Source organism: Pseudomonas sp. FBCC-B1667 (assembly GCF_059133255.1).
In genome coordinates this window covers 4,051,778-4,074,782 of record NZ_CP101437.1, presented here as the reverse complement: position 1 = coordinate 4,074,782, position 23,005 = coordinate 4,051,778, and the positions used below count along the sequence as shown (strand labels likewise).

General features: G+C 53.0%; 18 protein-coding genes and 2 pseudogenes. 8 read left to right on the top strand and 12 right to left on the bottom strand.

From position 1 onward, the window contains the following. Positions 1-3: 3 nt before the first annotated feature. The gene (locus tag NL116_RS18795) at positions 4-555 is read left to right on the top strand and encodes a DUF2889 domain-containing protein (protein ID WP_494373496.1); all 552 of its coding nucleotides are present in this window, start codon (positions 4-6) and stop codon (positions 553-555) included. Positions 556-699: 144 nt separating this feature from the next. Here NL116_RS18795 and NL116_RS18790 read toward each other — a convergent pair whose 3' ends face one another. The 3 genes from NL116_RS18790 to NL116_RS18780 are packed head-to-tail and all read right to left on the bottom strand — an operon-like array spanning position 700 to position 3,844. Beyond that, entirely contained in the window at positions 700-1,818 is a 1,119-nt protein-coding gene (locus tag NL116_RS18790; protein ID WP_494373495.1) for a CaiB/BaiF CoA transferase family protein, read from the bottom strand. 39 nt (positions 1,819-1,857) lie between these two features. Then, positions 1,858-2,214: a hypothetical protein gene (locus NL116_RS18785; RefSeq protein WP_494373494.1), complete on the bottom strand. Its 357-nt coding sequence runs from the start codon at positions 2,212-2,214 to the stop codon at positions 1,858-1,860. Continuing rightward, positions 2,183-3,844: a GMC family oxidoreductase gene (locus NL116_RS18780; RefSeq protein WP_494373493.1), complete on the bottom strand. Its 1,662-nt coding sequence runs from the start codon at positions 3,842-3,844 to the stop codon at positions 2,183-2,185. Before NL116_RS18780 ends, NL116_RS18785 begins: the two co-directional genes overlap by 32 nt. Before the next feature lie 212 nt (positions 3,845-4,056). On the opposite strand from NL116_RS18780, the gene NL116_RS18775 reads away from it, so the two are divergent. Next, positions 4,057-5,106 carry an AraC family transcriptional regulator gene (locus tag NL116_RS18775; RefSeq protein WP_494373492.1) on the top strand — a complete coding sequence of 350 codons (1,050 nt, stop codon included), beginning with the start codon at positions 4,057-4,059 and terminating at the stop codon, positions 5,104-5,106. 7 nt (positions 5,107-5,113) lie between these two features. Here the strand turns inward: NL116_RS18775 and NL116_RS18770 are convergent. Then, a pseudogene (locus NL116_RS18770) lies at positions 5,114-5,254 on the bottom strand (DUF7693 family protein); the annotation flags it as partial. Positions 5,255-5,345: 91 nt separating this feature from the next. Here NL116_RS18770 and NL116_RS18765 point away from each other — a divergent pair. Next, positions 5,346-5,735, top strand: a complete 390-nt coding sequence (locus tag NL116_RS18765) for a c-type cytochrome (protein ID WP_494373491.1) — start codon at positions 5,346-5,348, stop codon at positions 5,733-5,735. A gap of 3 nt (positions 5,736-5,738) precedes the next feature. On the opposite strand, the gene NL116_RS18760 is transcribed toward NL116_RS18765, so the two are convergent. Then, positions 5,739-6,422 carry a class I SAM-dependent methyltransferase gene (locus NL116_RS18760; protein ID WP_494373490.1) on the bottom strand — a complete coding sequence of 228 codons (684 nt, stop codon included), beginning with the start codon at positions 6,420-6,422 and terminating at the stop codon, positions 5,739-5,741. A gap of 408 nt (positions 6,423-6,830) precedes the next feature. Here NL116_RS18760 and NL116_RS18755 point away from each other — a divergent pair, with 408 nt between their 5' ends. After that, complete coding sequence (locus NL116_RS18755; RefSeq protein ID WP_494373489.1) at positions 6,831-7,073, top strand: hypothetical protein; 243 nt, start codon at positions 6,831-6,833, stop codon at positions 7,071-7,073. A 117-nt stretch (positions 7,074-7,190) separates the two neighbouring features. On the opposite strand, the gene NL116_RS18750 is transcribed toward NL116_RS18755, so the two are convergent. Beyond that, a complete protein-coding gene (locus NL116_RS18750; RefSeq protein WP_494373488.1) occupies positions 7,191-8,777 on the bottom strand; it encodes an arylsulfatase in 1,587 nt (528 codons plus the stop codon). Positions 8,778-8,954: 177 nt separating this feature from the next. Beyond that, positions 8,955-9,107: a hypothetical protein gene (locus tag NL116_RS18745; RefSeq protein WP_494373487.1), complete on the bottom strand. Its 153-nt coding sequence runs from the start codon at positions 9,105-9,107 to the stop codon at positions 8,955-8,957. A gap of 291 nt (positions 9,108-9,398) precedes the next feature. On the opposite strand from NL116_RS18745, the gene NL116_RS18740 reads away from it, so the two are divergent. Both NL116_RS18740 and NL116_RS18735 read left to right on the top strand, forming a co-directional pair. Beyond that, positions 9,399-10,199, top strand: a complete 801-nt coding sequence (locus NL116_RS18740) for a lytic transglycosylase domain-containing protein (protein ID WP_494373486.1) — start codon at positions 9,399-9,401, stop codon at positions 10,197-10,199. A 205-nt stretch (positions 10,200-10,404) separates the two neighbouring features. Beyond that, positions 10,405-10,964 (top strand): annotated as a pseudogene (locus NL116_RS18735) (transposase); the annotation flags it as partial. A gap of 1,272 nt (positions 10,965-12,236) precedes the next feature. Here the strand turns inward: NL116_RS18735 and NL116_RS18730 are convergent. From NL116_RS18730 to NL116_RS18710, 5 genes are all read right to left on the bottom strand, one after another. Next, complete coding sequence (locus NL116_RS18730) at positions 12,237-12,890, bottom strand: response regulator (protein WP_494373485.1); 654 nt, start codon at positions 12,888-12,890, stop codon at positions 12,237-12,239. A gap of 36 nt (positions 12,891-12,926) precedes the next feature. Beyond that, positions 12,927-16,142: a hybrid sensor histidine kinase/response regulator gene (locus NL116_RS18725; RefSeq protein WP_494373484.1), complete on the bottom strand. Its 3,216-nt coding sequence runs from the start codon at positions 16,140-16,142 to the stop codon at positions 12,927-12,929. Beyond that, a complete protein-coding gene (locus tag NL116_RS18720; RefSeq protein WP_494373483.1) occupies positions 16,124-17,368 on the bottom strand; it encodes an EAL domain-containing response regulator in 1,245 nt (414 codons plus the stop codon). Before NL116_RS18720 ends, NL116_RS18725 begins: the two co-directional genes overlap by 19 nt. Continuing rightward, entirely contained in the window at positions 17,365-20,196 is a 2,832-nt protein-coding gene (locus tag NL116_RS18715) for an ATP-binding protein (protein ID WP_494373482.1), read from the bottom strand. The genes NL116_RS18720 and NL116_RS18715 overlap by 4 nt, the downstream gene beginning before the upstream one ends. 265 nt (positions 20,197-20,461) lie before the next feature. Further along, a complete protein-coding gene (locus NL116_RS18710) occupies positions 20,462-20,767 on the bottom strand; it encodes a hypothetical protein (protein ID WP_494373481.1) in 306 nt (101 codons plus the stop codon). Between the two features lie 820 nt (positions 20,768-21,587). Here NL116_RS18710 and NL116_RS18705 point away from each other — a divergent pair. Beyond that, on the top strand, positions 21,588-22,130 hold the full coding sequence (locus tag NL116_RS18705; protein ID WP_494373480.1) for a fimbrial protein: 543 nt from the start codon (positions 21,588-21,590) through the stop codon (positions 22,128-22,130). 70 nt (positions 22,131-22,200) lie between these two features. Further along, positions 22,201-22,941 (top strand): fimbrial biogenesis chaperone, encoded by a 741-nt coding sequence (locus NL116_RS18700; protein ID WP_494373479.1) that lies wholly within the window; start codon positions 22,201-22,203, stop codon positions 22,939-22,941. The last annotated feature ends 64 nt before the right edge of the window (positions 22,942-23,005 follow it).

The following is a 23,005-nucleotide window of genomic DNA, read 5'->3' as shown; positions in this document are numbered from 1 at the left end:
CCGATGACTGACGAACGCGATGAATCAGGCCGCCGGTTGATTCACCGGCGCACGGTGGAATGCCAGGGCTTTTTACGCGCCGATGGCTTGTGGGATATCGAAGGGCGACTGAGCGACAGCAAGACCCATCCGGTGACGCTCGCAGAAGGCCGCACGGTTGCGACGGGCCAGACGTACCACGGCATGTGGATACGCCTGACCCTGGACGATGACTTCATCGTGCAGGACGTGCAGGTGTCGATGCCTGACGTGCCGACCAGCCAGTGCCGCGGGGCTATGCCGGGCTATCAGAAGTTGCTGGGCGAACGCATCGGCCCGGGGTTTTCGCGGCGGCTCAAGGAACTGTTCGGCGGGATTGGCGGCTGCGTGCACCTGACCGAGTTGCTGCTACCGATCGCGACCACGGCGTTCCAGACCATCCCCATGGCGCGATCACTGGTGGCGCCGCGCACACCGGCCGATGTCGAGGCTTACCGCAATGCCAGGGGGACTTTGCTCAATACGTGTCATGCGTTGCGTGAGGACAGTCCTATTGCGGTGTTGCTGAAAGACTGATGTGGCGAGACCCACTCAAAATGCCGAACCTAAAGTGAGCCTGCTCGCGATGGCGTCGGGTCAGGAACATCCATGTCGACTGACACTTCGCCATCGCGAGCACTACAGGGCATTGTAAAACTCGGGGCCTTTGGCCCCGATGTCTCAGATCAGCCGCTGGATCTGCTCTTCACTCAAGCCTGCTTTGCGCAGAATGCTTGTGCTGTGTTCGCCGCGAATCGGCACCTTGCCAACCGCCGATGGCGTCGCGGAAAACCGTGGCGCCGGTGCCGCTTGCAGCACACCGTCCTTGCGCGAGTACACACCGCGTTCGGCCATGTGCGGATGGTCCAGGGCTTCAGCTGGCGTCAGTACCGGGGCGAAGCAGGCGTCGGTGCCTTCCAGTAGATCGATCCAGTGCTGGCGTGGCTGGCTGGCAAATACCGCTTCCAGGCGTTTGCGCAGCGGGCCCCACTGCCGCGGATCGTACGGGCTCTTGAAGTCCGGGTCGTCACCCAGTCCCAGTTTGCTGAACAGCAGGGTATTGAATTGCGGTTCAAGGGCTTGCACGCTGATGAACAAACCGTCGGCGCAGGCATAGGTGCGGGCCCAATGGGCGCCGTCGAGCAACCCGCGACCGCGTTCCAGTGGTTGCTGACCGGCAGCGTGCACAGACAGCAACAGGTTCATCAGATTAGCGCTGCCATCGACAATCGCCGCGTCCACCACCTGACCGACGCCGTTGGTGCTGGCGTTGATGATCCCGGCCAGAATGCCCATCGCCAGGTAAAGCGCACCGCCACCCAGATCACCCACCAGTGTCGGCGGTGCCAACGGCGGCTGGCCGGCTTCACCGCTGAACCACAAGGCGCCGGACAGGGCGATGTAGTTGAGGTCATGACCGGCGGCCTGGGCCAACGGACCTTGCTGGCCCCAACCGGTCATGCGGCCGTAGACCAGTCGCGGATTGCGCGCCAGGCACACGTCCGGACCCAGGCCCAAACGCTCCATGACGCCTGGGCGCATGCCTTCGATCAGCGCGTCGGCGCCTTCGATCAGGCGCAGCACCGCTTCGATGGATTCGGGGTCCTTGAGGTCCAGGGCAATCGACTGTTTGCCGCGATTGACGATGGCGTGCTTGCCCAGGTCGAGCATGTCGCCGCCCTTGCCGGCGCGTTCCACCAGAATCACCTCGGCGCCCATGTCCGCCAGCAACATGCCGCAAAACGGCCCCGGTCCGATACCGGCAATTTCGACGATACGAACGCCGTCCAATACGCCCATGTGCGTACTCCTTTGAATCAATTCAGAAGTGGGGGGAGGTTATCGACGCAAAAACAATGCGGTCATCACGGCATGAAACACCACTGCCGGCCATAGCAAAATACCGCCGCCGACCAACACGCCGATGTACGCCAGGTACAGCGCAATCGCGCCGTTGTAGAACAGCATCGAACGCAGTGCGGCTGCAGTGACGGGACGTGGCCAGCAGGCGATGCCGAGGGCAATCAATGCGATCCCGAAACAGCGGGCAATCAGATTGCTCGCGTCCGTCGAGAGGGCCAGCAACAGTTGGCTGACCAGTCCCGGCGTGAGCAGCAGCGCCACGCCGGTCGCCAGTTCGATGGCTGCTGAAACCCGCAGCAGCTTATGCGGGGTGAGGCTGCGTACTGGATTCATGATCGTCCTTCGAGGAAAGAGAGGCGCAAGTTGCGCGGTCCTGACGAATAAAATCAGCGGCTTTTTCGCCAATCATCACGGTTGCGGCGGTGGTGCTACAACCAATGATAGTCGGCATGATCGAGGCGTCGACCACGCGCAGACCTTCCAGGCCATGGACCTTCAATCGGGCATCCACCACCGCCAGCGCATCGTTGCCCATTTTGCAGGTGCCGATCGGGTGATAAAGGGTGTCGGAACGGTTGCGCAACACCTGCTCGACCTCGGCGTCGGAGTTCATCGGGGCGTCAATCACGTCCTTGGGACTGACCGCCTTGAACGCGGGGGTCGCCATGACCTTTTGGATGATCCGGTAGCCTTCGATCAGGGTTTTGATGTCATCGGGGTGGGTCAGGAACGCGGGGTCGATCAGCGGCGCGACCATTGGGTCGGCGCTCGCCAGGGTCAGTTGCCCGACGCTTTTGGGGTGCAGCAGGCAGGCATGCAGGCTCAGTCCATGACCGCGATACAGCGTGCGGCCATGGTCGGCGAACATGGCGATGGTCAGTGCCAGTTCGATGTCGGCCTGTGCCAGCTCCGGCGAGGTTTTGACGAAGGCGCAGGCCTCGGCGAAGTTGGTGGTCAGCGGGCCGCTGCGGCGGCGCCAGTAACCAATCGCCGCTTTGGCGATGTCCCACGCACCGGCCAGCGACAAGCCGATGAGGCTGCGCGACTTGACGCGGTACGAGTGCACGTAATCGATGTGATCCACCAGGTTCTGACCGACACCTGGCAATTCGTGAACCACCGGGATGTCGAATTTCAGCAACTGACTGGTTGGCCCGACACCGGACAGCAGCAACAACTGAGGCGAGTTGAAGGCGCCAGAACTCACGATCAACTCATGCCGTGCGCGCAGGGTGCGTTTGACGCCGTTCTGTACGAACTCGATACCCACCGCGCGCTTACCCTCGAACAGGATGCGTGTGGCGTGAGCGTGGGTTTCGATGTGCAGGTTCTGGCGATGGCGGTTCGGGGTGAGGTAGGCCTTGGCTGCGCTGCAACGCTGTCCATCCTTTTGCATCACCTGAACGCGACCAAAGCCTTCCATGATCGCGCCGTTCTGATCGGGGCAGGGCGGATAACCCGCCTGTACGCCGGCCTCGACAAAGGTTTCGCCAAACGGATTGGGTGAGGAATGGAAGCGCACATTGAGCGGGCCATTCTGGCCATGCAGCTCGTCTTTAAAGTGTTCGTTGTGCTCGGCGCGCTTGAAGAACGGCAGCACCTCCTGATAGCTCCAGCCGGGGTTGCCCAGTTCCGCCCAGCGGTCGAAGTCTCGCGGGTGACCCCGGTGATAGGCCATGGCGTTGATCGAAGAACTGCCGCCCAGGGTCTTGCCCCGTGGCTGGTAGCCGATGCGGCCGTTCAAGCCCGGCTGCGGCAGGGTCTGGTATTGCCAGTTATTGATCGACGTCGGCACCATCGCTGCGACGCCGGCCGGCATATGCACCAGCGGATGGCTGTCGGGACCGCCAGCTTCCAGCAGACAGACGGAAATCGTCGGATCTTCCGACAGACGACTGGCAACCACGCAACCGGCCGCGCCCGCGCCAACTACGATGTAATCGAACTCTGCGTTCTGGCTCATGCTGTTCTTCTCTTTTTATTTGATGCACCACATGAACGCATTGTGGGTACAAGACCGGCGCACCACTGGTCAATAGAGTCAATTCGCTGGTCAGTGGGGCAGGTGACTATCGCGCCAAGCACTGGAACATCGTGGAAATGCCCATCACCGAGCATTGACCGATGGACGGCCGGGGGCGAGTATCGGATTTCGCATCCCCAGTAGGCAGGCCCATGTCAGGTTCGAAAATGGATACGCCCGGCACCGAAACATCGTTGCGTGAAGAAGCATTGCAGCCCACCACCATCAGTAGCTATACCGTGGCCATCGCCCGCGCGCTGGACGCCAGCGGGGTCGACAGCAAACGGATTTTCCTCGCGATGGGCGTTCCGCTGGGCGTCGCTACCGATCCGATGGCCCGCCTGCCGGTCGCGACGATGACCAAACTGTATCGCGCTTGCGTCGATGTGACGAACAACCCGTATTTCGGGCTGACCGTGGCCAAGCACATTCATCTGACACACTTGCATGCCCTGGGCTATTCCCTGGCGGCCAGTGGCACGTTGGTGGATTTCTGCCGGCGACTGGAGCGTTATTTCCGCTTGGTGTCCCAGGTCGCCAAGGTCCATGTCACTCAGATGGATGACCAGGTGCTGTTCCGCTGCGATCACCTGCTGGAGTTGTGTTTCGAGACTGAAGATGCGTTTTTCGGCTTTCTGATCCGAACCATGCGCCTGCTCTATAAGCAGGAGTTCAAACCGGTACGGATGGAGTTCTGCCGCCCCATGCCCCACGAAGGCGGGGGGCCTTATGAGGCGTTGTACAGGTCGCCAGTATTTTTCGGGCAGGCCAGCAGCTTGATGGTGTTCAACAAGGCGGACATGATGCAGCCGCTCAGCGGATCGTGTCCGGAGCTGGCCCAGGTCAACGACAACATCATCATCAGTTACCTGGCGCGGCTCGATAAAAACGATGTGATCACCGGCGTCACCCAGAAAATAATCGAGTTCCTCCCGGACGGCGATTGCACCCGGGACAAGGTGGCTGGCGCGCTGCACATGAGCCCGACCAAGTTGCAGCTCAAGCTGTCCCAGCGTGGCACGCATTTCCAGCAACTGCTCGACGACACCCGCAAGGAGCTGGCGTACAGCTACCTGAGTCAGGCATCGCGGCCGGTGACTGAAATCACCTTTCTATTGGGTTTCAGTGACACCAGCAATTTCACCCGCGCCTTCAAGCGCTGGACCGGGTTGTCGCCCACGGATTTTCGCCAGCAGCTCTGAAACATCCTTACCGCACAAAAAGCCCCTTTCGTTCGGTTCCTCGCTGCGGCTCGGCATGCGCCAGTAGCCGCTCGATCTGTGCCAGTTCCCACGCACCGAGAACACTGACCGGGTCGGTGCCGAAACGTTGCCAGTTTTCGAGTTCGCCAGCGAGTAACCCTTAATGGCGCCGTGGGTTACGACGACAGCCATTCTTTGCGTAGACTCTCGCGCCTGACGAAACACGATTGGGAGTGAACATGAAGAAAGCCGCTGCGCTCACTTTTAGCGTGCTGCTCGCCGCAGGTGTATTCAGCCTTCAAGCACACGCGGCCGGCGATGCTGAAGCGGGTGCCACGTTGTTCAAACGGATCTGCGGAGGCTGCCATCAGGTCGGGGAATCGGCACGGGGTTCATTTGGTCCGCAGCTCAACGGCATCTTTGGCCGGCATTCCGGCAGCACCACGGATTACCTGTATTCCGACGCGATGAAATCCGCCGGTATCGTCTGGACCCGCGAAACACTGACCGCGTACCTCAAAGCGCCGAAACAGGTGGTTCCTGGAACACGCATGATTTTCTGGGGGCTCAGCGATCCCGAAAAGATCGAAAACCTGCTGGCCTATCTGCAAACCTTTCAGCCGCAGTGACGATCACAACGGCGATGACTCCCGCCGCTCGGCCACCAACAACAGCGACTGCGGTACAGGACTTTGCGGGTGTTGCGGCTCTTGCAAGGCAACCAGCCGAAAACCGCCCATGTCTAGCGCATTGAGCCAACTGGACAGGGTGCGAAAGTACCAAGGCATGGGTTGCCACTGTCCCTCGAATCCGGCAAAGGTCTCCTCCCGCCAACCATCCTGGTAGTCGCTCGCCGCTGCGGTCCATGGATGCAGTGTCTGAATCACCATTTTGCCGTCAGGCACGAGCAAGGCGCTCATGGCCTCAAGCAGAGGGATGATGTCCTGGTGCAACAGTGCGAAGTTGGCGCAGATCAGGTCGAAGTTGTTGCCGACGTTGACCTTCGCCTCCACCAACTCCTCATAATTTGCCAAATGTACCGGCGAAGAGCCTGCTGCCCGCGCCGACTCGACCAGCGTTGCATCACCGTCCACACCCACCGCCTCGATGCCCCGGTCAGCCAGCGCGCGCAACAACCAGCCCTCGCCACATCCCAGGTCGAGCACGCGCTCAGGCTGGCGGCCCATCACCGCCAGCAAAATGGCCTGGTCGGTGACCTGCTGGCGGCTTTCAATGGCGCCGGTGCGGATCGCTTCGATCCAGGATCGAGCGTTGTGGTGCCAGCTTTGGAGAAGGGTGGATTCGGGGGCAGGCATGTTGATGTCCGAAATTGTTGGTTGGAGGAGAGGATAGAACATGCGCTTTACGTTGAGGATGAGAGTGGCCGCGCACGCATCAAACCAATGGAGTCTGAGATCATTTATGGACAGTAAATCCACCGCCAAGACAGCAATCGTTACAGAGACAGCCCAAGGAATCGGTGCGCGATGGCATGACTCTTCGCGCAGGAGGGCTGCTTTATTTACGTCCCGGGACTCGAAGCACAGGAGGATCAGCGCCCAAGCCGGCCGGAGATGCCAGCGAGTGGAAATCAAAAGTATTTGAGCGAGCCGTGCTGAGCGGTATCGACCACCATGGCAAGCCTCTGAAGGCGCCAATGCCGCACCGGGCCAGTGCTAGCTTTAGATCTGACAACGGCGCAAAGCCAGGAAAAGTTGAAATGGATGCCATTCAAAAATACCGGCATCCGCAAAAGCAGCGCGTTTGCTTCAATCGACTGTTTTCGTTTCGGCGACATGCTTTTCACGCTGCGCTCACAGAATGGAGCGCAGATTACCCCTGCTCCTTTAAAGAACTCCTATTTGGCCCGCCCGCATGCGGGCCATTTTTTTGGCTGTGCCGCGACCAGCCAGGATCTGGAAGCAATGGCCGAATACCTGCACGGTTTGGTAGAGCGTTTTAACTGATGGACTTAAGTGAGACAGTAGCGCTTTAACTTTCAGCTGCATCAATACCCAAACAAAAAAAACAAAACCCAAAACACAGCGGACAAACCGCCCCTCAATGAGGAGCGGCGCTGCGGATTACTGTGCGGATTGAGCTTTCTGTTGCTGTTCGATTTTCGCGTCGACGGCTGCACGAATCTGGTCGATGCTGAAGCTCGCGGGTTTCTGGCTGGGCGGATACTCAACGAAGGTTTGCAGGAACTTTGCTGCCTTCATCGTGGCCATGCTGATGAGGTAAATATGCTTGGCGCTCCAGTCGTAATACTGATTGGAAACCACGTCTGCACGTTCATAAGGGTCCATGCGCAAGTTGAAGATTTTCGGCACCCGCAGTGGTGTGAACGGGTTGCTCCAGACTTCAAAGCCACCCGGGGCACGCTGTTCGGCGAAGACGGCTTTCCAGTCACCGAAACGCATGGAGACCAGCATCCCGTCATCATTGAAGTAATAGAACTCATTGCGTGCTGTCTTCGGCTGTTGCCCGGTCAGGTACGGCAGCTGATTGTAGCCGTCGAGATGGACTTTGAACTGGGTGCCGCCCGCAACCGGCGCCCAGCCGTTGAGTAACTTGTCCTTCACCTCGGTATCCCCGACTGCCGCGAGCAATGTCGGGAACCAGTCCAGTCCTGAGAACATGCCGTTGGCGACTTCGCCGGCCTTGATCTTGCCTGGCCAGCGAATCATTGCCGGTACCCGGAAGGCACCTTCCCAGTTGGAGTTTTTCTCGTTACGGAATGGCGTGGTCGCCGCATCCGGCCAGGTGAACTGGTTCGGACCATTGTCGGTGGTGTAGACGACGATGGTGTTGTCGGCGATTTTCAAGTCGTCGAGGGTTTTCAGCAACTTGCCCACATCGCCATCGTGCTCAAGCATGCCGTCCGCGTAATCGTTGCCGGGCATGCCGCTCAGGCCTTTATTGGATTCGCGCACGTGAGTAAACGCATGCATGCGCGTGGTGTTCATCCAGACGAAGAAAGGCTTGTCGGCTTTGACCTGCTTCTGGATAAAGGATTGCGCCGCCGCGGTGGTTTCGTCGTCGATGGTTTCCATGCGTTTGGCGGTCAGCGCGCCGGTGTCTTCGATCTTGCCGTCGGCGTAGCTATGAATGACCCCGCGCGGTGAAGCGGCTTTGACAAAATCCGGATCGTCCTTCGGCCAGTACGGACGCTCGGGTTCCTCTTCGGCATTGAGGTGATACAGGTTGCCGAAAAACTCGTCGAAACCGTGATGGGTCGGCAGGTATTCGTCCTTGTCGCCCAAGTGATTTTTGCCGAATTGGCCGGTGGCGTAGCCTTGGGACTTGAGTGCCTGAGCGATGGTGATATCACGTTTTTGAATGCCAATCGGGGCACCCGGCAATCCTACTTTGGTCAAGCCGGTACGCAGCGGCGACTGCCCGGTAATGAAGCTCGAACGACCGGCGGTGCAACTGTTCTCCGCATAGTAGTCGGTAAACATCATGCCTTCGTTGGCGATGCGGTCTATGTTCGGCGTCTTGTAACCCACAACGCCCATGGAATAGGCGCTGATATTGGTCTGCCCAATGTCATCGCCGAATATCACCAGAATATTGGGTTTATCGGCAGCTGCTGCGGTTGCCGAAAGCCCGATCATCGCAGCTGTTACCAACGCGAGCTGCGGTAGCCACTTTCGTATGCGTGTCATCTGACGTTTCCTTTTTTATCTTGAGTCGCAAAGAGCGCAGAAGGTAAGCGCAGCGACGCCAACCTTCATGACTGGCCAACCCCAAGTGTTTGACGTTTGCTGGACAGCAACAGGTGTTTTGAGCGAAATCGGTGGTCTGTGCAGGACGCTCGTCCCGGTGGATTGCAACCGCGTGTTTCACAACATCAGGGATGCTTCATGGCGTGGGATGTTGAACCAGAACGCAACGTCATCGAGCTGGCCGCGTTTGCCATCGACTTTCAGCTCGCCTGTGGCGATAGCCTGCTCCAGCGTCAGTTTTTCCGTGGCGCTGTTACTGGCCTCGGACAAGCGACGTACATCACCGGCAGTGAGTTCAATAGGCGGCCTGTTGGCAGGCTCGGCTGTGACACCAACGAAAGGTGACAGCGGAGGCTAGATCGGCGCGTGGCGGCGGGGTTCAACGGAACCAGGAAAACATCACGCCTGAGCCTTGCCTGGGAATGCGGGTAGCCCGTACGTCAACGCACGTTCCAGTGCCGGTTACAAGGGGTATAACTATCAGAACAAAAGGCGCGTCGAGCAGAATAGGCCCTCCAAAGGTAGCGCCCGGGCCAAGTGCCCGAGGCGCGGAGCGATGTGATGAGTTCCAGAGCACGGCGATGGGTTCGCAAGAGTCTTCCTGGCTGCATCGAGCTGGCCTTGCTGGCCGCTCCACTGTGCGCCAGCGCCATGTTCAAGTGCCAAGCCGGTGACGGAGCCATCAGCTACACCAGCCAAGCCATCACCAACGCCCGCTGCACTCGCCAGAATGGCATGTCCGGTGTCGGCACCAAGGCGACTAATCTGCCACAGCTTGTGCAGGACAACGATTCAGCCGCGGTGCGGGTTCGGGTGTTCACCTTCATGCACAAGGGTATTCGTCAATATGTAAGCCGACGCCCCATAGGGATCTCCGCACGGGTCAATGTCCTTGAGCTCTATTTCATCAAGGGTTGCTATCTGTGCAGGGTGCCGAAGGATTTCAAGGTCGCCTCACTGCGCCTGGACACTGATTCCTATCGGCAGGAGATCGAAGCCGCTTCGGGGCATTACGGTGTCGACAGGGCGCTGGTCCGCGCAGTGATTCATGCTGAATCGGCGTTTCGCCCCAACGCCATTTCCGAGGCCGGCGCGCAGGGGCTGATGCAGCTGATGCCCGCCACCGCCGAGCGCTTCGCCGTGGACGATCCGTTCGACGCACGACAGAACATTCGTGGCGGCGTGCGCTACCTGGCCTGGTTGCTCAAGCGCTTCAACGGCAACCAGGTGCTGGCATTGGCAGGCTATAACGCTGGCGAAGCGTCCGTGGTCGAGTACAACGGGGTGCCTCCCTACGCCGAGACGCAATCCTACGTCACCCTCGTGCAGTCCTTGACCGAACGCTATCGCAACCACCGCTAGTACGCTAAACCAGAAGCAACGGTGAGATGGCTCGTCCGCCCGTCGCGGGTTCGCGGCACCTGGATCCCATAAATGCAGACCGTCTGTGTCTATCGGCACGACTGCCAGATGGTTACGGTTCGCATTTATTGCATGTCGAGGCAACAATGGATCTCACGGCATTCCCTTTCGGTACCACCGATTGGTCAACGATAGAGCCGGTGAAGCCTGCCAAGCGCGTGTAGATATCGAGGCTGAATCGCTAACGGTGATGGCCGACCGAGGCTACTACGAAGGCCTGGAAATCCTTGCTTGCGAGCAAGCGGGCATTACTACCTTCGTACCGAAACCCTCACATCTGGCAGCAAAGCCGAAGGCCGATTTGGTAAGCAGGGCTTCCTCTATCTTGCGGCATCGGACGAGTATCGATGTCCTGCGGAGCAGCTACTAACCAGGCGGCATTCGTCGATGGAAGAAGGCATGTTATTGCATTGTTACTACTTCTCGGGCTGCCAGTCCTGCTCAATGCAAAAGCAACGTACGACGGGTAAGCAGCGCCGTGTGAAACGCTGGGAACATGAGGCTGTAGTCGATGCAATGCAAGTTCGGCTAGAACATGATCCAGCGATGATGAGGGTTCGTCGACAGGCCGTTGAACATCCTTTTTGGAGCGCTCAAGTATTGGATGGGAAGTACCCACTTCCCGACCAAAACCCTACCGAGGGTGAGCAACGAATGATGAGCATCTTCGGCATCGCAGGACTGCTTGCGGCGATTAGGGCGTGAACCCAGCCACTTAGCTCGCCAGTTAGTAGTCGTTTGGGCCGCTGACGCGGCCCATACGGCATTAGGAACTTTTATGTCACTGACTAAGCTATTCGCGCTTCCGCCCGCTGATTCCATAGGCAACCCCTCGCGACTCTCTGTTGTCGAGTTGTTTAGCGTGTTTTCACACAGCCTGGGTCGATTCTGTTGAAAAAGTCGGATTTTCAGCTCGCCTGAACTCTGGCACGACCACCACCGGAGTCTTATGTGTCGAAGACGTGATAGGTATCGTTTTCCTAAAGAAAAGCTTCGCGCGGGAGACTAAAGTTTTAACTATTGGCGACACATTCGCCGAATGTTAATCGTTTGAACAAATAAAATTTCTTTGCGGATGATCCAATCGCCTCAGTAACTTCGCGCTTGAATCTTTCTAGAAATGCAACATCCAGTTTTTGATTTGCAATCTCAGATCTCGTGTTATCTATGAGAGCCACACTCAGTTGGTCGCAAAATTTGCAAGCATACTCCTCTAGCTTTATCGCTTGCTCCGTTAAAATCCCCAGTCGGTCTATAAGTTCAGTTATGGATACTACATTAGAAGTGATGTTTTAAGTAGGGAGGCCCTGTACGCCGCTGCTTCTAATTCGCTAAGTTCGCATTGGTATCGCTGGTATAGATATCTTAGGCTTGATGGTTGTACCATTTTCAGGTACTGCGAGAGCTGTGCCAATGCTCATAAGGCACAGCTTATGGTTAACGATCACTCTGAGACTCAATATAACAGCAGGCGACGACGACCAGACAAAAGATAACAAACAACATCCCAAAAAAATCATGCATATTAAAATTTACTCACCAGATAATAAAAAGAAGAAGTTCGCTCAACTCCGAGGCGTACCGTTAAGGTCCGAAATGGGAAGGCGTAAAAAAACAACTGCTAGGCTAGACTACTAACTGCGCCTTTGTCTTTAGGAATAATCTGATAAGCAAGCTTGGATTATAGATATCTAATTAGCCAGCTCACCACAAAAGAACTAGTGAAAAGCTATATAGGGTAGGAATAAAAGCACTATTAATCAACCCCATCCCTCTAATAAGTTAAATTACTAGTTGCGAGAAGTTGGCAGGCGTTCAGGGGGTTAAGACTAGCGCTTGAACTATTATTGGAGGTGTTTTATCTTTCCGCGTGTTTGAAAGACACACGGAACCCCATTTGGAAAATAAGTGCCCGTTAATTTTCTGGGGCATCTGGAATGTAATGTGTGGTGCGCAGACTAGATAATATTTTACGCACTATTGAAACTCGCCAGACTCGATACAAAATGCCACCAATGCTTGGTCACTGTCTAAATTCAATTTACGTATCGCTGAGATTTTCTGAGCGCTAATAGTCTTAACGCTACGCTTCAAGTTGGCGGCTATTTGAGTCATTGACTCTCCGCGCATGAAGTGTCGCAAAACCTCGTATTCTTTGGGCGTTAGTTGGCTAATACTGTTTGTCGTTGAGCGAGGAGTAGCATTGAGCGGCTCGTCTTGCTCAATGCAAGGGGGATGGTAAATACGTCCTCGAGAAACGCTGTTTAGGGCAATGAGAACCTCACGCATGTCATGCCGTTTAAGCAGAACTGAGCAAACACCAATTTCATACAGCTTAGATATAATCATAGCGTTGGACATCATTGTCAAAACTATCACATGGACGTTTGGAAAGTGACGGGTCAAGTAATTAATTAGCCTGATGCCGTCCCCGAATTTCTCGTCCCCAGCCATAAAATAGTCGGTGATCACCACATCAATTGATGGGGTGGCTAAAAGCGCACTGATCAGCGAACTCGGAGTGGTAACAGCCGCTACTACCTCGTAATCACGAGAGTTGTTTAATAAATTGCTGACTGCTGCAAGTACCAGCGGATGATCGTCGGCAAGCAAAACACGAATTGTTTTCATTTACGGTTCATCCATTTCAGAAAAGACTTCCGACAGCTATACCAAGAAGGTACTGTCGGATTGGCTGACTTGCTCTAGAACTAGCAGCAACTCGATACTTTGCATGTATATATCGTCCGTTAAACCTGCGGCGCGCAGACTGTCTCCGAATGCTTCAAGTTGCTGAATCAGTGACTCGTACCCTGCCACCGCCAGAGAACCTCGGATTCGGTGCAGTAGACTAAAAATAAGGTCGTATTGTTTCTCATGGATTGCTGCTTTTAGCTTAACCAAATCCATGGACATGGTACTAATGAAAATATCCCTTAAATCCCTCGGTAGGCTATCTGGATCTTGTCTTGGTTGTGGAAGCCCCTTCAGCGTCTCTTTGTCGTTTTCGACATCGAAACTTGAAAGCTGTGCCAGGCTATCCCACAGCGTCCGCAGTTGCACCGGTTTGACCAGACAAGCATCCATTCCAGCAGCCTTGCAGCGATCTTCCTCATCGCTCATCGCATTGGCAGTTATACCTATAATGGGACGATCATCTTGTTGGGCACGCAGCTTGCCTGCAAGTTCGTACCCATTCATGCGCGGCATGTTTACATCGGTTAACAGAACGTCGTAGTTACCAATTTTCCAGAGGTCGAGTGCTTCGGCGCCATCGGCTGCGAGAGTGCTCTGGCAGCCCAACTGTTTGAGCTGATAGCCCAAGGTCGCTTGGTTGATCTCGTTGTCTTCAGCAACCAACACATTTAGGTGCAGCGGTGGTAAAAGGTGGTTACTCAGCAAATTCGGAGCCGGCTTTATTCGGCCGATGATTGATTCGCCATGGAGAGTATTCTCAATGGCAAAACCGATAGCAGCATAGTCGCAGACATCGACAAAATTTTCATTGAGCCGTCCATAAGTCCCCCCGAGACTTATCTTCGTAAGACCATGGACAGCTCGTAAGGGCACTGATGCGCTGCCTTCAAACAAACTCACGAGGATACCGGCAGACTCGGTATCGGGCGCAGTCTCGTCAAATTTACTGGCTTGAGCCCCCCATTTGTTCAGCCACTGACACAGGTTATCTGTCAGTTCGTGATGAGCACTGCAAACGAAGACACGAGCTCCGTTCAGAACGGGTTGCGGCGTGGTGTGGTGCTCGGAAGCAATAGGCAAAGCAAACTGCAATGAGAAGCTACTTCCCAATCCCTTCTCGCTCGTTAGGCGGATTTCGCTACCCATAAGTTTTGCCAGTCTGGCGCTGATCGAAAGACCTAAACCAGCCCCTTGTATCGTGTGGGAGTCCGCGTCGACCTGATGGAAGGGCGTAAACAACGCCTTCTGTTCATCTTTGCCTATTCCAACTCCAGTATCAGACACTTGCAGCGTAAGTAATACATGTCCACTGAGCCCCGGCTCGACACGAGCGCGAACGATGATATGTCCTGAGTATGTAAACTTGATCGCATTGCTGATGAGGTTAGTCAGGATCTGTCTGATACGCCCGGTATCTCCCATCAACGCTGCTGGCAATGCCGGATCAATGCTGGAGAAAAGCAGCAGATCTTTTTTCTGAGCCATAGCAATATGTGCGGCGATGCAACTTTGTATCAACATCCTAGGGTCGAAAACTTGCTCTCCAAGAACGAGTTGATCAGATTCAATCTTGGTGATGTCGAGAATATCACTGATGATCTGAAGCAGTAGTTCGGATGAAATTTGGATCCGATCGAGCAACTGCTTCTGCTCATAGTCAAGGTTGGTAAGCCCCATCAACTCCAAAGACCCGAGTACGCCATAGAGCGGTGTGCGGATCTCGTGGCTCATCGTCGCGAGGAATACAGATTTTGCACTGCTGGCTTTGTCCGCAGTCAATTTCGCCTGAGTCAATTCTTGTTCGAGTCGAGTCCTCACACTAAGGTCGACGAAGGCGCTGATGACTACATCCTGGTTGCGGTATCGGGTCGGAGTGAAAGCGATATAGAAGGAGTTACCATTGGGACTCTGGTAGCACTCGACCGCCCCCGACTCCTTGGCTTGGAGGATCTGTTCCAGCAGTGAGGCGTGCAACGTACTGTCTTGCAGCCTGCCCCCGACCTGGATATCAAACCACTTTAATGCCAGGCTGTTGGCGAAGATGATCAGGCGCTTCTCACAGCTCAACACGCACAGGGCGATAGGAGATGTTTCCAGCAGGATGCGGCTGAATTCGTCACTTTCCACGACTTGCCTATGGGCTTGCTGTGCAGGCGCGATCACGCGCCGTTGGTACCAGCGCACGTAAAACCAGCCGGCCACCGGGCTGAGTATCAATATTGTGATAATTCCAATTAGCAGCCAGTAATGGCCTCGAAGTAAGTTTTTGTATGACAGCATGTAGTAGGCAGTCCACTTTTTGCTGTCATCGTCGATCTTAAAAACCAGCCCTTCTGTACGATAACTTACCTCATCAGCAACATCCGGCAGGGGCCGGTCCCCCAATAGCAGACCGTTGTGTAGGCTCTCCAACCAATATTCATCGTAAAAACGTCGCTTGAGAGGCGTAGAAAAAATATTGATGCGGTTACGATACGTCAGTGTCGCCGCATAGGTATTGTCGGCACTGTTCTCAAGATCAGGATTGTGGATGAGCGTGTAAGTAATCATATAATCGGGAAAATTTGTTAGCCCGGTCCAACGAATCTCATCATCCACCGGTGCATTAGCCCGTATCGTAGCGATAGCTGCCATGACGAGAGACGCCGGCATTCTCGGGTTTACACTGCCCAGAAGGGGGACGGTATAGGTGGTCCCCTTATCGGTATTCACTAACATCAACGTTGATGCTGGATAGCCTGATTGCACCCAAAAGCTGGAATAGATATCAGCAAGGTAACGACCCAAATGTGCAGCCCCCACGTTATCCAGTGGGCACGAAGAAATACTCTCGCAAATCAAACTAAACGGTGTGTCTTCTAATGAAGTAGAGCTTCTAAATACAGTAGCATTCTGCGCCAACTGCTGATCCATGACCCTGAAAACTTGCGTCGACTGGTCCGTTTCCTTGCTGAATTCAAGTATCCGGTTATGATCGAGACGTTTAAGAAACGTTTCTTGTTCAGCCAGATAAAGAGTTAGCAGGGAAAAATCCACGGCAATCCGCTCTTGCTCCTGATTGATTACTCGCTGAAACCCTGCAAACAACACGCTGCCCATTATCAATATTAGCGGCAGAATTCCGAACAATAGACTATTCAACCGCCGGAAGTTCTGTGCAATGCGTCTTAATGGGGCGTCTTGCATAAGGGAAATGGCCTGGTCGGTTGTGAAAACGGCGGCGTAGCTCTACGCCCCAAAAATTGTGTAAAGGCATCGGGCTCTAGGGCTGGTGAAATAAGGAACCCTTGTACGCTGTCGCAGCCGATGCTTTGGAGAAACTCAAGGTCTCGAAACGTTTCTACACCCTCGGCTACAACTTCAAGCCCTAACTGCCGGCCCAGCTGCACCGCAGCCATCAGCGCAGCTGCGCGGGACTCATCGGCTGCGGCGCCATTGACGAAGTGGCGGTCAATCTTCATCTCAGTAAATGGCGTCGAAATCAGGCCGTACAGAGAGCTATAGCCCATGCCAAAGTCATCCTGTGCCAAGCCGAAGCCTTTCAGACGCAGGCGGCTCGCGCCCATGTGATATTGACCAGCGGATACGGGCATCTCAGTCTCCAGCAACTCGAAGCAGATATCGCTGGCCGCTATGCCTGCGCTTGAGGTTACATGATGTAACTGATCCGGTAGATCTGGGTCATCTAGCAAACCGGTTGGCAGGTTCACGGATACTATGATTCGGTGGCCTAATGAATGCCAGTGCTTTTGAGCATTGATAGCGTCATCAAGCATTAGAAACAATAGGTCGCGATCCAGTGAGTGACGTGTGATCGACGCAAGAAACGAATCCGGCATCTGCAAACCGAACGCTGGCCGCTGCCAACGCACAAGTGCCTCTGCACCGATAGTCTTGCCGGTAGCTAGTGATTTGCGTGGCTGAAATCGTGCATGCAGTTCACGGCGGGAGATTGCCAACTCGAGCGTTTCACGGTCGAAAATCGGTTCGTGTTCGGATTTTATCCGTGTCGTGCCACTTTGCCCGGTGCTTAGAGTCGTGCAAATATGTTGAATGTGCGACGCGTCCAGAGGTTTGGGGTAAGTACCCAATACCGCTAAGCCTTTCTCCTTTGCCATCATGCTGACGCTGTTCATCAGGCGTCTTGAACAGGAAGACACGATCGCCAGGATTGGCGCCCGTTTGATACCGCTCAGGGCGTTGATGAACTGTACACCATCCATATCGGGCATTTGCAAATCCAGCAACACCAGATCGTATTCCTGATGCTGGAGCATGTTCAGCGCTTGACGTGCGTCAGGTGCTGTATGCACCGTCTCAAACCCAGCATATTCAAGCATTCTCTTGACCCGGATACAGAGGACTGGATGGTCGTCCAGCACGAGAATACGAATTGTCTTGAAAATGATCATTTTACATTTCTCTTAACTGATTGAAGTACCTCGAAAAGCGCATCGAGAGGCACTGGTTTAACTAGTAGGTGATGAATACCCGCTGATTCGCAGCAAGTTCTAATTTCTGGAGACGTCTCACCACTGATGCCTATGATTGGTCCAAGAAAACCACGCTCGCGGAGTGTGCGAGCGAAAGCAAGGCCGTCTATGTGCTGCATTTGCAAATCGGTCAACACCGCATCGAAGGACATCAGGTCTGCATGCTTTAAGGCATCATCAGCATTTTTGACAGCCACCACCTCATTACCCAGATAAGTGGTTTGCTGAAGAATCACCTGCAGTGCCATGGGACTGTCATCTACCGTGAGCAGCTTCAGATTCATCTTGAGCACCCGATCACGAGCGGGTGACAAACGCATTTCCGTGACAATCCCTGTCTGCGCCTGGATCACGGCACCAAGCAGGCTATCGAGGTTGAAGGTACGGACGATCCAGCTACTACTAGCTTGGCGTTGTAACGGTTGAATACCTGGAGCGCGAATTATCACTCGCGAGCCGCTCCAGGCAACCGGCTTAGACGCTCCCAAGAAGGCTTCTACCAGTACAGATGTATTCGTTCTAACATTGACGCCTTCGGTATAAGTGGCTGCTAAAAACCCCCAGCGGTGAAGCCATTGGCATAGGTTCTGCACCACCTCTGGTACATCGCCATATACATAAACTGGTGTGATATCCGGGATCAGCAGCTTAGGCTTCGAGGGCGTGGAACATTGAGCCACGACAAAGCTCAAGTCGAAGCTTGACCCTAGACCTGGTTCGCTGAATACCTCTAAACTGCCACACATCATGCGCGCCAATCTAGAGCATATAGCAAGCCCCAACCCGGTTCCGGGAGTATTTTGACTTACCCTGCCGGGGACGCGGTAGTAAGGCTCAAACAACTTCGGCTGGAACTCATCAGCGATCCCCGGACCCGTGTCGGCTACTTGAAAACGTAGATGGCAGTTATTATCAACTTCGCGTTCACAATGCAGGCGAAGAATCACATGCCCGGACTCAGTGAACTTAATCGCATTACTCAACAAGTTATTGAGAATTTGACGAATACGTCCACCATCGCCAATAACTCTGTCTGGTGTACTTGGGTCCAGGGTTACATATAACTGCAGTCCTTTACTCCGAGCGCGGGCCGAGTAGTTAAGAGCCACCTCTTCCACCAAATGAACAGGGGAGAATGATTCTTTATTCAAGACCAACCGACCTGAATCGATCAATGACATATCGAGACTGTCGTTAATAGTTCGCATCAACGCAGAAGAAGCTTGCTGCGATGCTTCTAAGTAATCATTCTGCTGGGCACTCAACTGAGTGGTACGCAGCATTTCCAAAGAACCTAAGATGCCGTACATGGGCGTGCGGATTTCGTGGCTAAGGGTGCTTAGGAAAAGCGTCTTTTCACGGCTCGCTTGGTCAGACAGATTCTTAGCCAGCAGCATCGACTGTGCAGTTCGTTTGAATTCCGTCACATCGCTCATGCAGCACAGTACTGCAGCTGTGCCGCTGTAACCGATGGGTGCGCAAGTCAATTGTATAAAGCGGCCATCCGATAATTCGTGTTCAATTGTATGGATGCCGTTTTGGTAGCTGCTGATAATCCCCCTCAGCCGCTCGGGAATCAAAGCGAGCCACGTTCGGCCCGACTCATTCGACAGTATCAACGAACCGGTATCGCATCGAATGAGACACAGACCCACAGGAGCCACCTCAATGATCCGACTATTGAGAGAGACACTTTCCGATAGCGCATGGTGATAACGAGCGGCGGGCTCTACCAAGTGCCGACGAACGTAGCGGGCGCCTAGAAAAATGCCGAAACACAGCAGGAGAGTTGACTGAGTTGTTCCGTACAACGGTAGCAAAGTGTCGTGAAGCAACTGCGTCGTTGGAAGATAATAAACCAGCCTCCACCCAGAGCCGCCCACTGATTTGTTCAGTATTATGTAGTCAGGTAGGCCATGCTTCCATTTTATTCCGAAAGTATCTTCTGTGGCCTGGAAATACGATAGCGCTTCGGGAATATTCCAAGAGGCGCTGTGTAGCACTGCCACACCAGCAGCATCATAAAGGACATACTTACCTTGATACCTATTTGAAGGGGTAAACGCATGCTCAATCTGACTGAGCTCCAAACCTAGCCAACCGTCTCCAGTATTGAAATCATTGACGTTTCGCAGTAGGTATATTTTTTTTGAGTTCCCATCTGACGTGGAAAGCCAGAGCGCTTTCATACCTGTACTCTGGTTTAAAAGTTCCTGTGCTTCATCTTGATCCCAGCGCCCATTAAAAGAGGTGTCCAATTTAAGTTCAGCGCCAAATATATCTGATATAAAAAGCTTACTAATCTCGCTCTGGTCGGGGGAAAGGTAGATCAGTTTGTTTTGAGTGCTATCGATATCTACCAAGTCGCGGTCGGTTAAAATAAGCGTCCATTGATGGTGCATGCCATCGTGTTCTAGAGGAAATCGGCGTAGCTGACCACCATCTAGAGAACGGGGCTTCTCAAAATCCGATACCAGTGCCGATCCCATGTTATGTACAGTTGATGTCGAAATAGATTTCAACAAACGGTCCTGTTGCGTGACAAAATACTGTGCATTGAAGGCCGCTTCGTTCATCTGGCGACGATAATTGGAAAGCGTATCCGTTATCGACCAATACATGATTGTGCAGGCGATGATTGTGATACAGGAATAAAGGCTAAGGGTAAGCAACCGTAATAGAACAACCGGAGTACGAAAACCGGAAAATGAGGCGTTGATTTGCAACAGATTGGATTGTGTAGTCATAGCGCTATGCTAGAGATCTACGGTAATTTTTTATTGAGAAAATTCTGAATAGAGGAGAATATTAGAAAATTCTCAGACGTGATTTTTACGTTAATGATTAGTAATTCCATATCGTTTTTTATAAAATTCAAAACGCTATAATTCAAATAGACCTAAATTTTTTAGAGCCTTTTTAGAGTTCGCCGGGATTTGCTCATCAAATGGCTTGGAAGCACTCAAGGTTTTTAAGCGGCGTCTACTCTCCGCCTAGTGCTTACAAGCTTGTTTAGTAAAGCTTTCTTATATGATTGGCCTGTAGCTCAGGGAACTCGTTGTAATAAAAAACGGCTTTACGTATCAGCGGGTTGTTTCGGCAGTAATGTTTAATTTTATTTATTTGTGATTTATTATCCATATTAATAATCACAAGGTCGAACGGCGTGCCTGGTAGCAAAGTTGCGGCAACGACTTCTTCGAACGAATTAAGCGTTGCTATACGATGGCAGCCAAGTTGGTTTAGCATCTTTTCGATATGTAGGCGTCGCAAGTGTTGCTGATCTGCAATGAGTATACGTATGGTTTTCTGCGTCATTTCAAATCACCTCAGGATTGGAAGGTTAGGTTTACATACTGTCCTCCGGATATTGAATCTATATATATGTGATGCTTTTATATATGAGATTTTTCTGATTTTTATGATTTTTATGAAAAACGACCGTAATCAATCAGCTATCCCTGCATTTCTAGGCTGGTCTGCAAGGTGCCAGGGTGAGACTTACGTTCATGTTACAACAGATGGTAGTAACGATGTGGATGCCTCGAAGGCTAAAATATTTTGATGTAACCAAGGGTCTCGACGCGTGTATCTTACCTTTGGCGTAAATTTTTCAACTGATGGGGATCTTTTTCGTTACTGGAGAAGTATGTTTCTTAGGGTGTATATTTAGGAGGACGCTCGCCGGTTCATATCGACCAAATTTTTACCTTTTAATCTCAAGCCGAAAGAACATGCGGTACAAGCGACCTCGATTAGAGAGGATCATCGCCTCCGGTGTAAGTTTACATCTCGACGTTGCCATCAGTTGTACATTAACCTCCAAGTTGCTCTGGTCCTCTATTATTGACCCTGTTCGAACCAGTGATACAACGCTAGCGAATCAAAACGATCCACAACAAAGGCGCCGCAGGGGTAGCCATTTTTTTGCTGACTTGCCCTGGGCGAATTTTATGGTACATCTTTATACGGCGAAAGCCGAATACGTAGGTTGAGCCTTTTTAAGACAATTCTCATTCCAAAAATAGATCATAACGTTTCTAATGGTCGCAGCTAACGGTTTGTGGGTCTAACACTAACTAGTAGTAGTGAGCTGTAAGCTTTGAAATGTTTTATCAATCTATCCTTGGAGTAATAAATGATTAAGTTCCCGTTCGTAGTTGCCGCTGTTGCGAGCATGATTGCTATGTCGACCCAAGCGTCTGACGGTACCATCAATTTCACAGGTAAAATTCAAGATGTCACCTGCTCTGTAACCGCTAACGGTGGTACTGGCATCTCGACAGTAACACTGCCAACAATCTCCAAAACTGCTCTTAGCGGTATTAACAGTACTGCAGGCGACACCAACTTTAATATTTCCGTGACTGGTTGTACTGGTGCTGCAGTTGCTGGTGGTGGTGTTGCTGTACTTTTTGAACCAGGCATGAACGTGAATGCCGCCGGCCGCCTGAACAACACCGGCGCCGCAACGGGCGTTGATTTGGCTATCTACCGAGCAAACGCCGTTACCCCACTGAACCTTGGTGTGGTACCTGCTAGCGCGTACTTGCCTTTGACTGGTACTTCGCCTGCAGGTACTGCAACTCTTCCTTACACCGTTAAATATTATGCGACAAGCGCTACTCCAGGGACAGGTACCGTAACGTCGAGCGTAGTTTACTCGGTAGTTTATTTCTAAACTGAATATTGATGAGCCGTTCCGGCGGCTCATCAAGAAATAAGTTTAAACCTCCTAAAGAGAAAGTTTAATGAGCGCTATTTCCACTTCGAAATACTTATTTCATGGGCTGTTCTTGGTTGGAAGCCTACTTTTAGCGACCGCTCAGGCCGCAATTGTTATCAGTGGCACTCGAGTAATTTACCCTTCTGACCAGAGGGAAGTGACCGTAAAGCTAGATAATACAGGAGAAGCTCCTCTGTTGATCCAGTCATGGATAGACGACGGTAACCCTCAAAGTACGCCAGAAACATCAAAAGCACCGTTTATTATGACGCCACCTATCGCTCGGGTAGATGGTCATCAAGGGCAAACACTTCGCGTCCGTTACACTGACCAAAAGACACTACCACAAGACAAGGAGTCGGTGTTTTGGTTGAACGTACTGGAAGTTCCGTCATCGTCAAATGACGGGCAAAACAAATTAAAAATATCCTTTCGTAGCAGAGTCAAGCTTTTTTATCGCCCGGTAGGGCTAAATGTAGAACAAGAAAAAGCAGCGGCGAATATGCAGTGGCGCCTTACTAAAAATGCCGATGCTTGGTGCTTGGAAGCTTTCAATCCTGGCCCTTACTATTTGACGATTAGCGCAGCAAAGGTAAAAAATGTATCTGTAGAGCTAAATTTAGACAACAGCATGATCCCTCCAGGCGAACGTAGAATATTAAAGTTTAATAGTGTATTCACACCAACGAAAGAAATGCAGGTCGTTTTTTCCGCCGTCAATGATTACGGAGCAGTTGAGGAGTTTAAGCAGTCACTGCCACAATAACAGGGCTTGCAACTCTCGCTCAGGATTTAAAAAAGGTAGGCGCGCGAATTTATCTTTTCGCGTA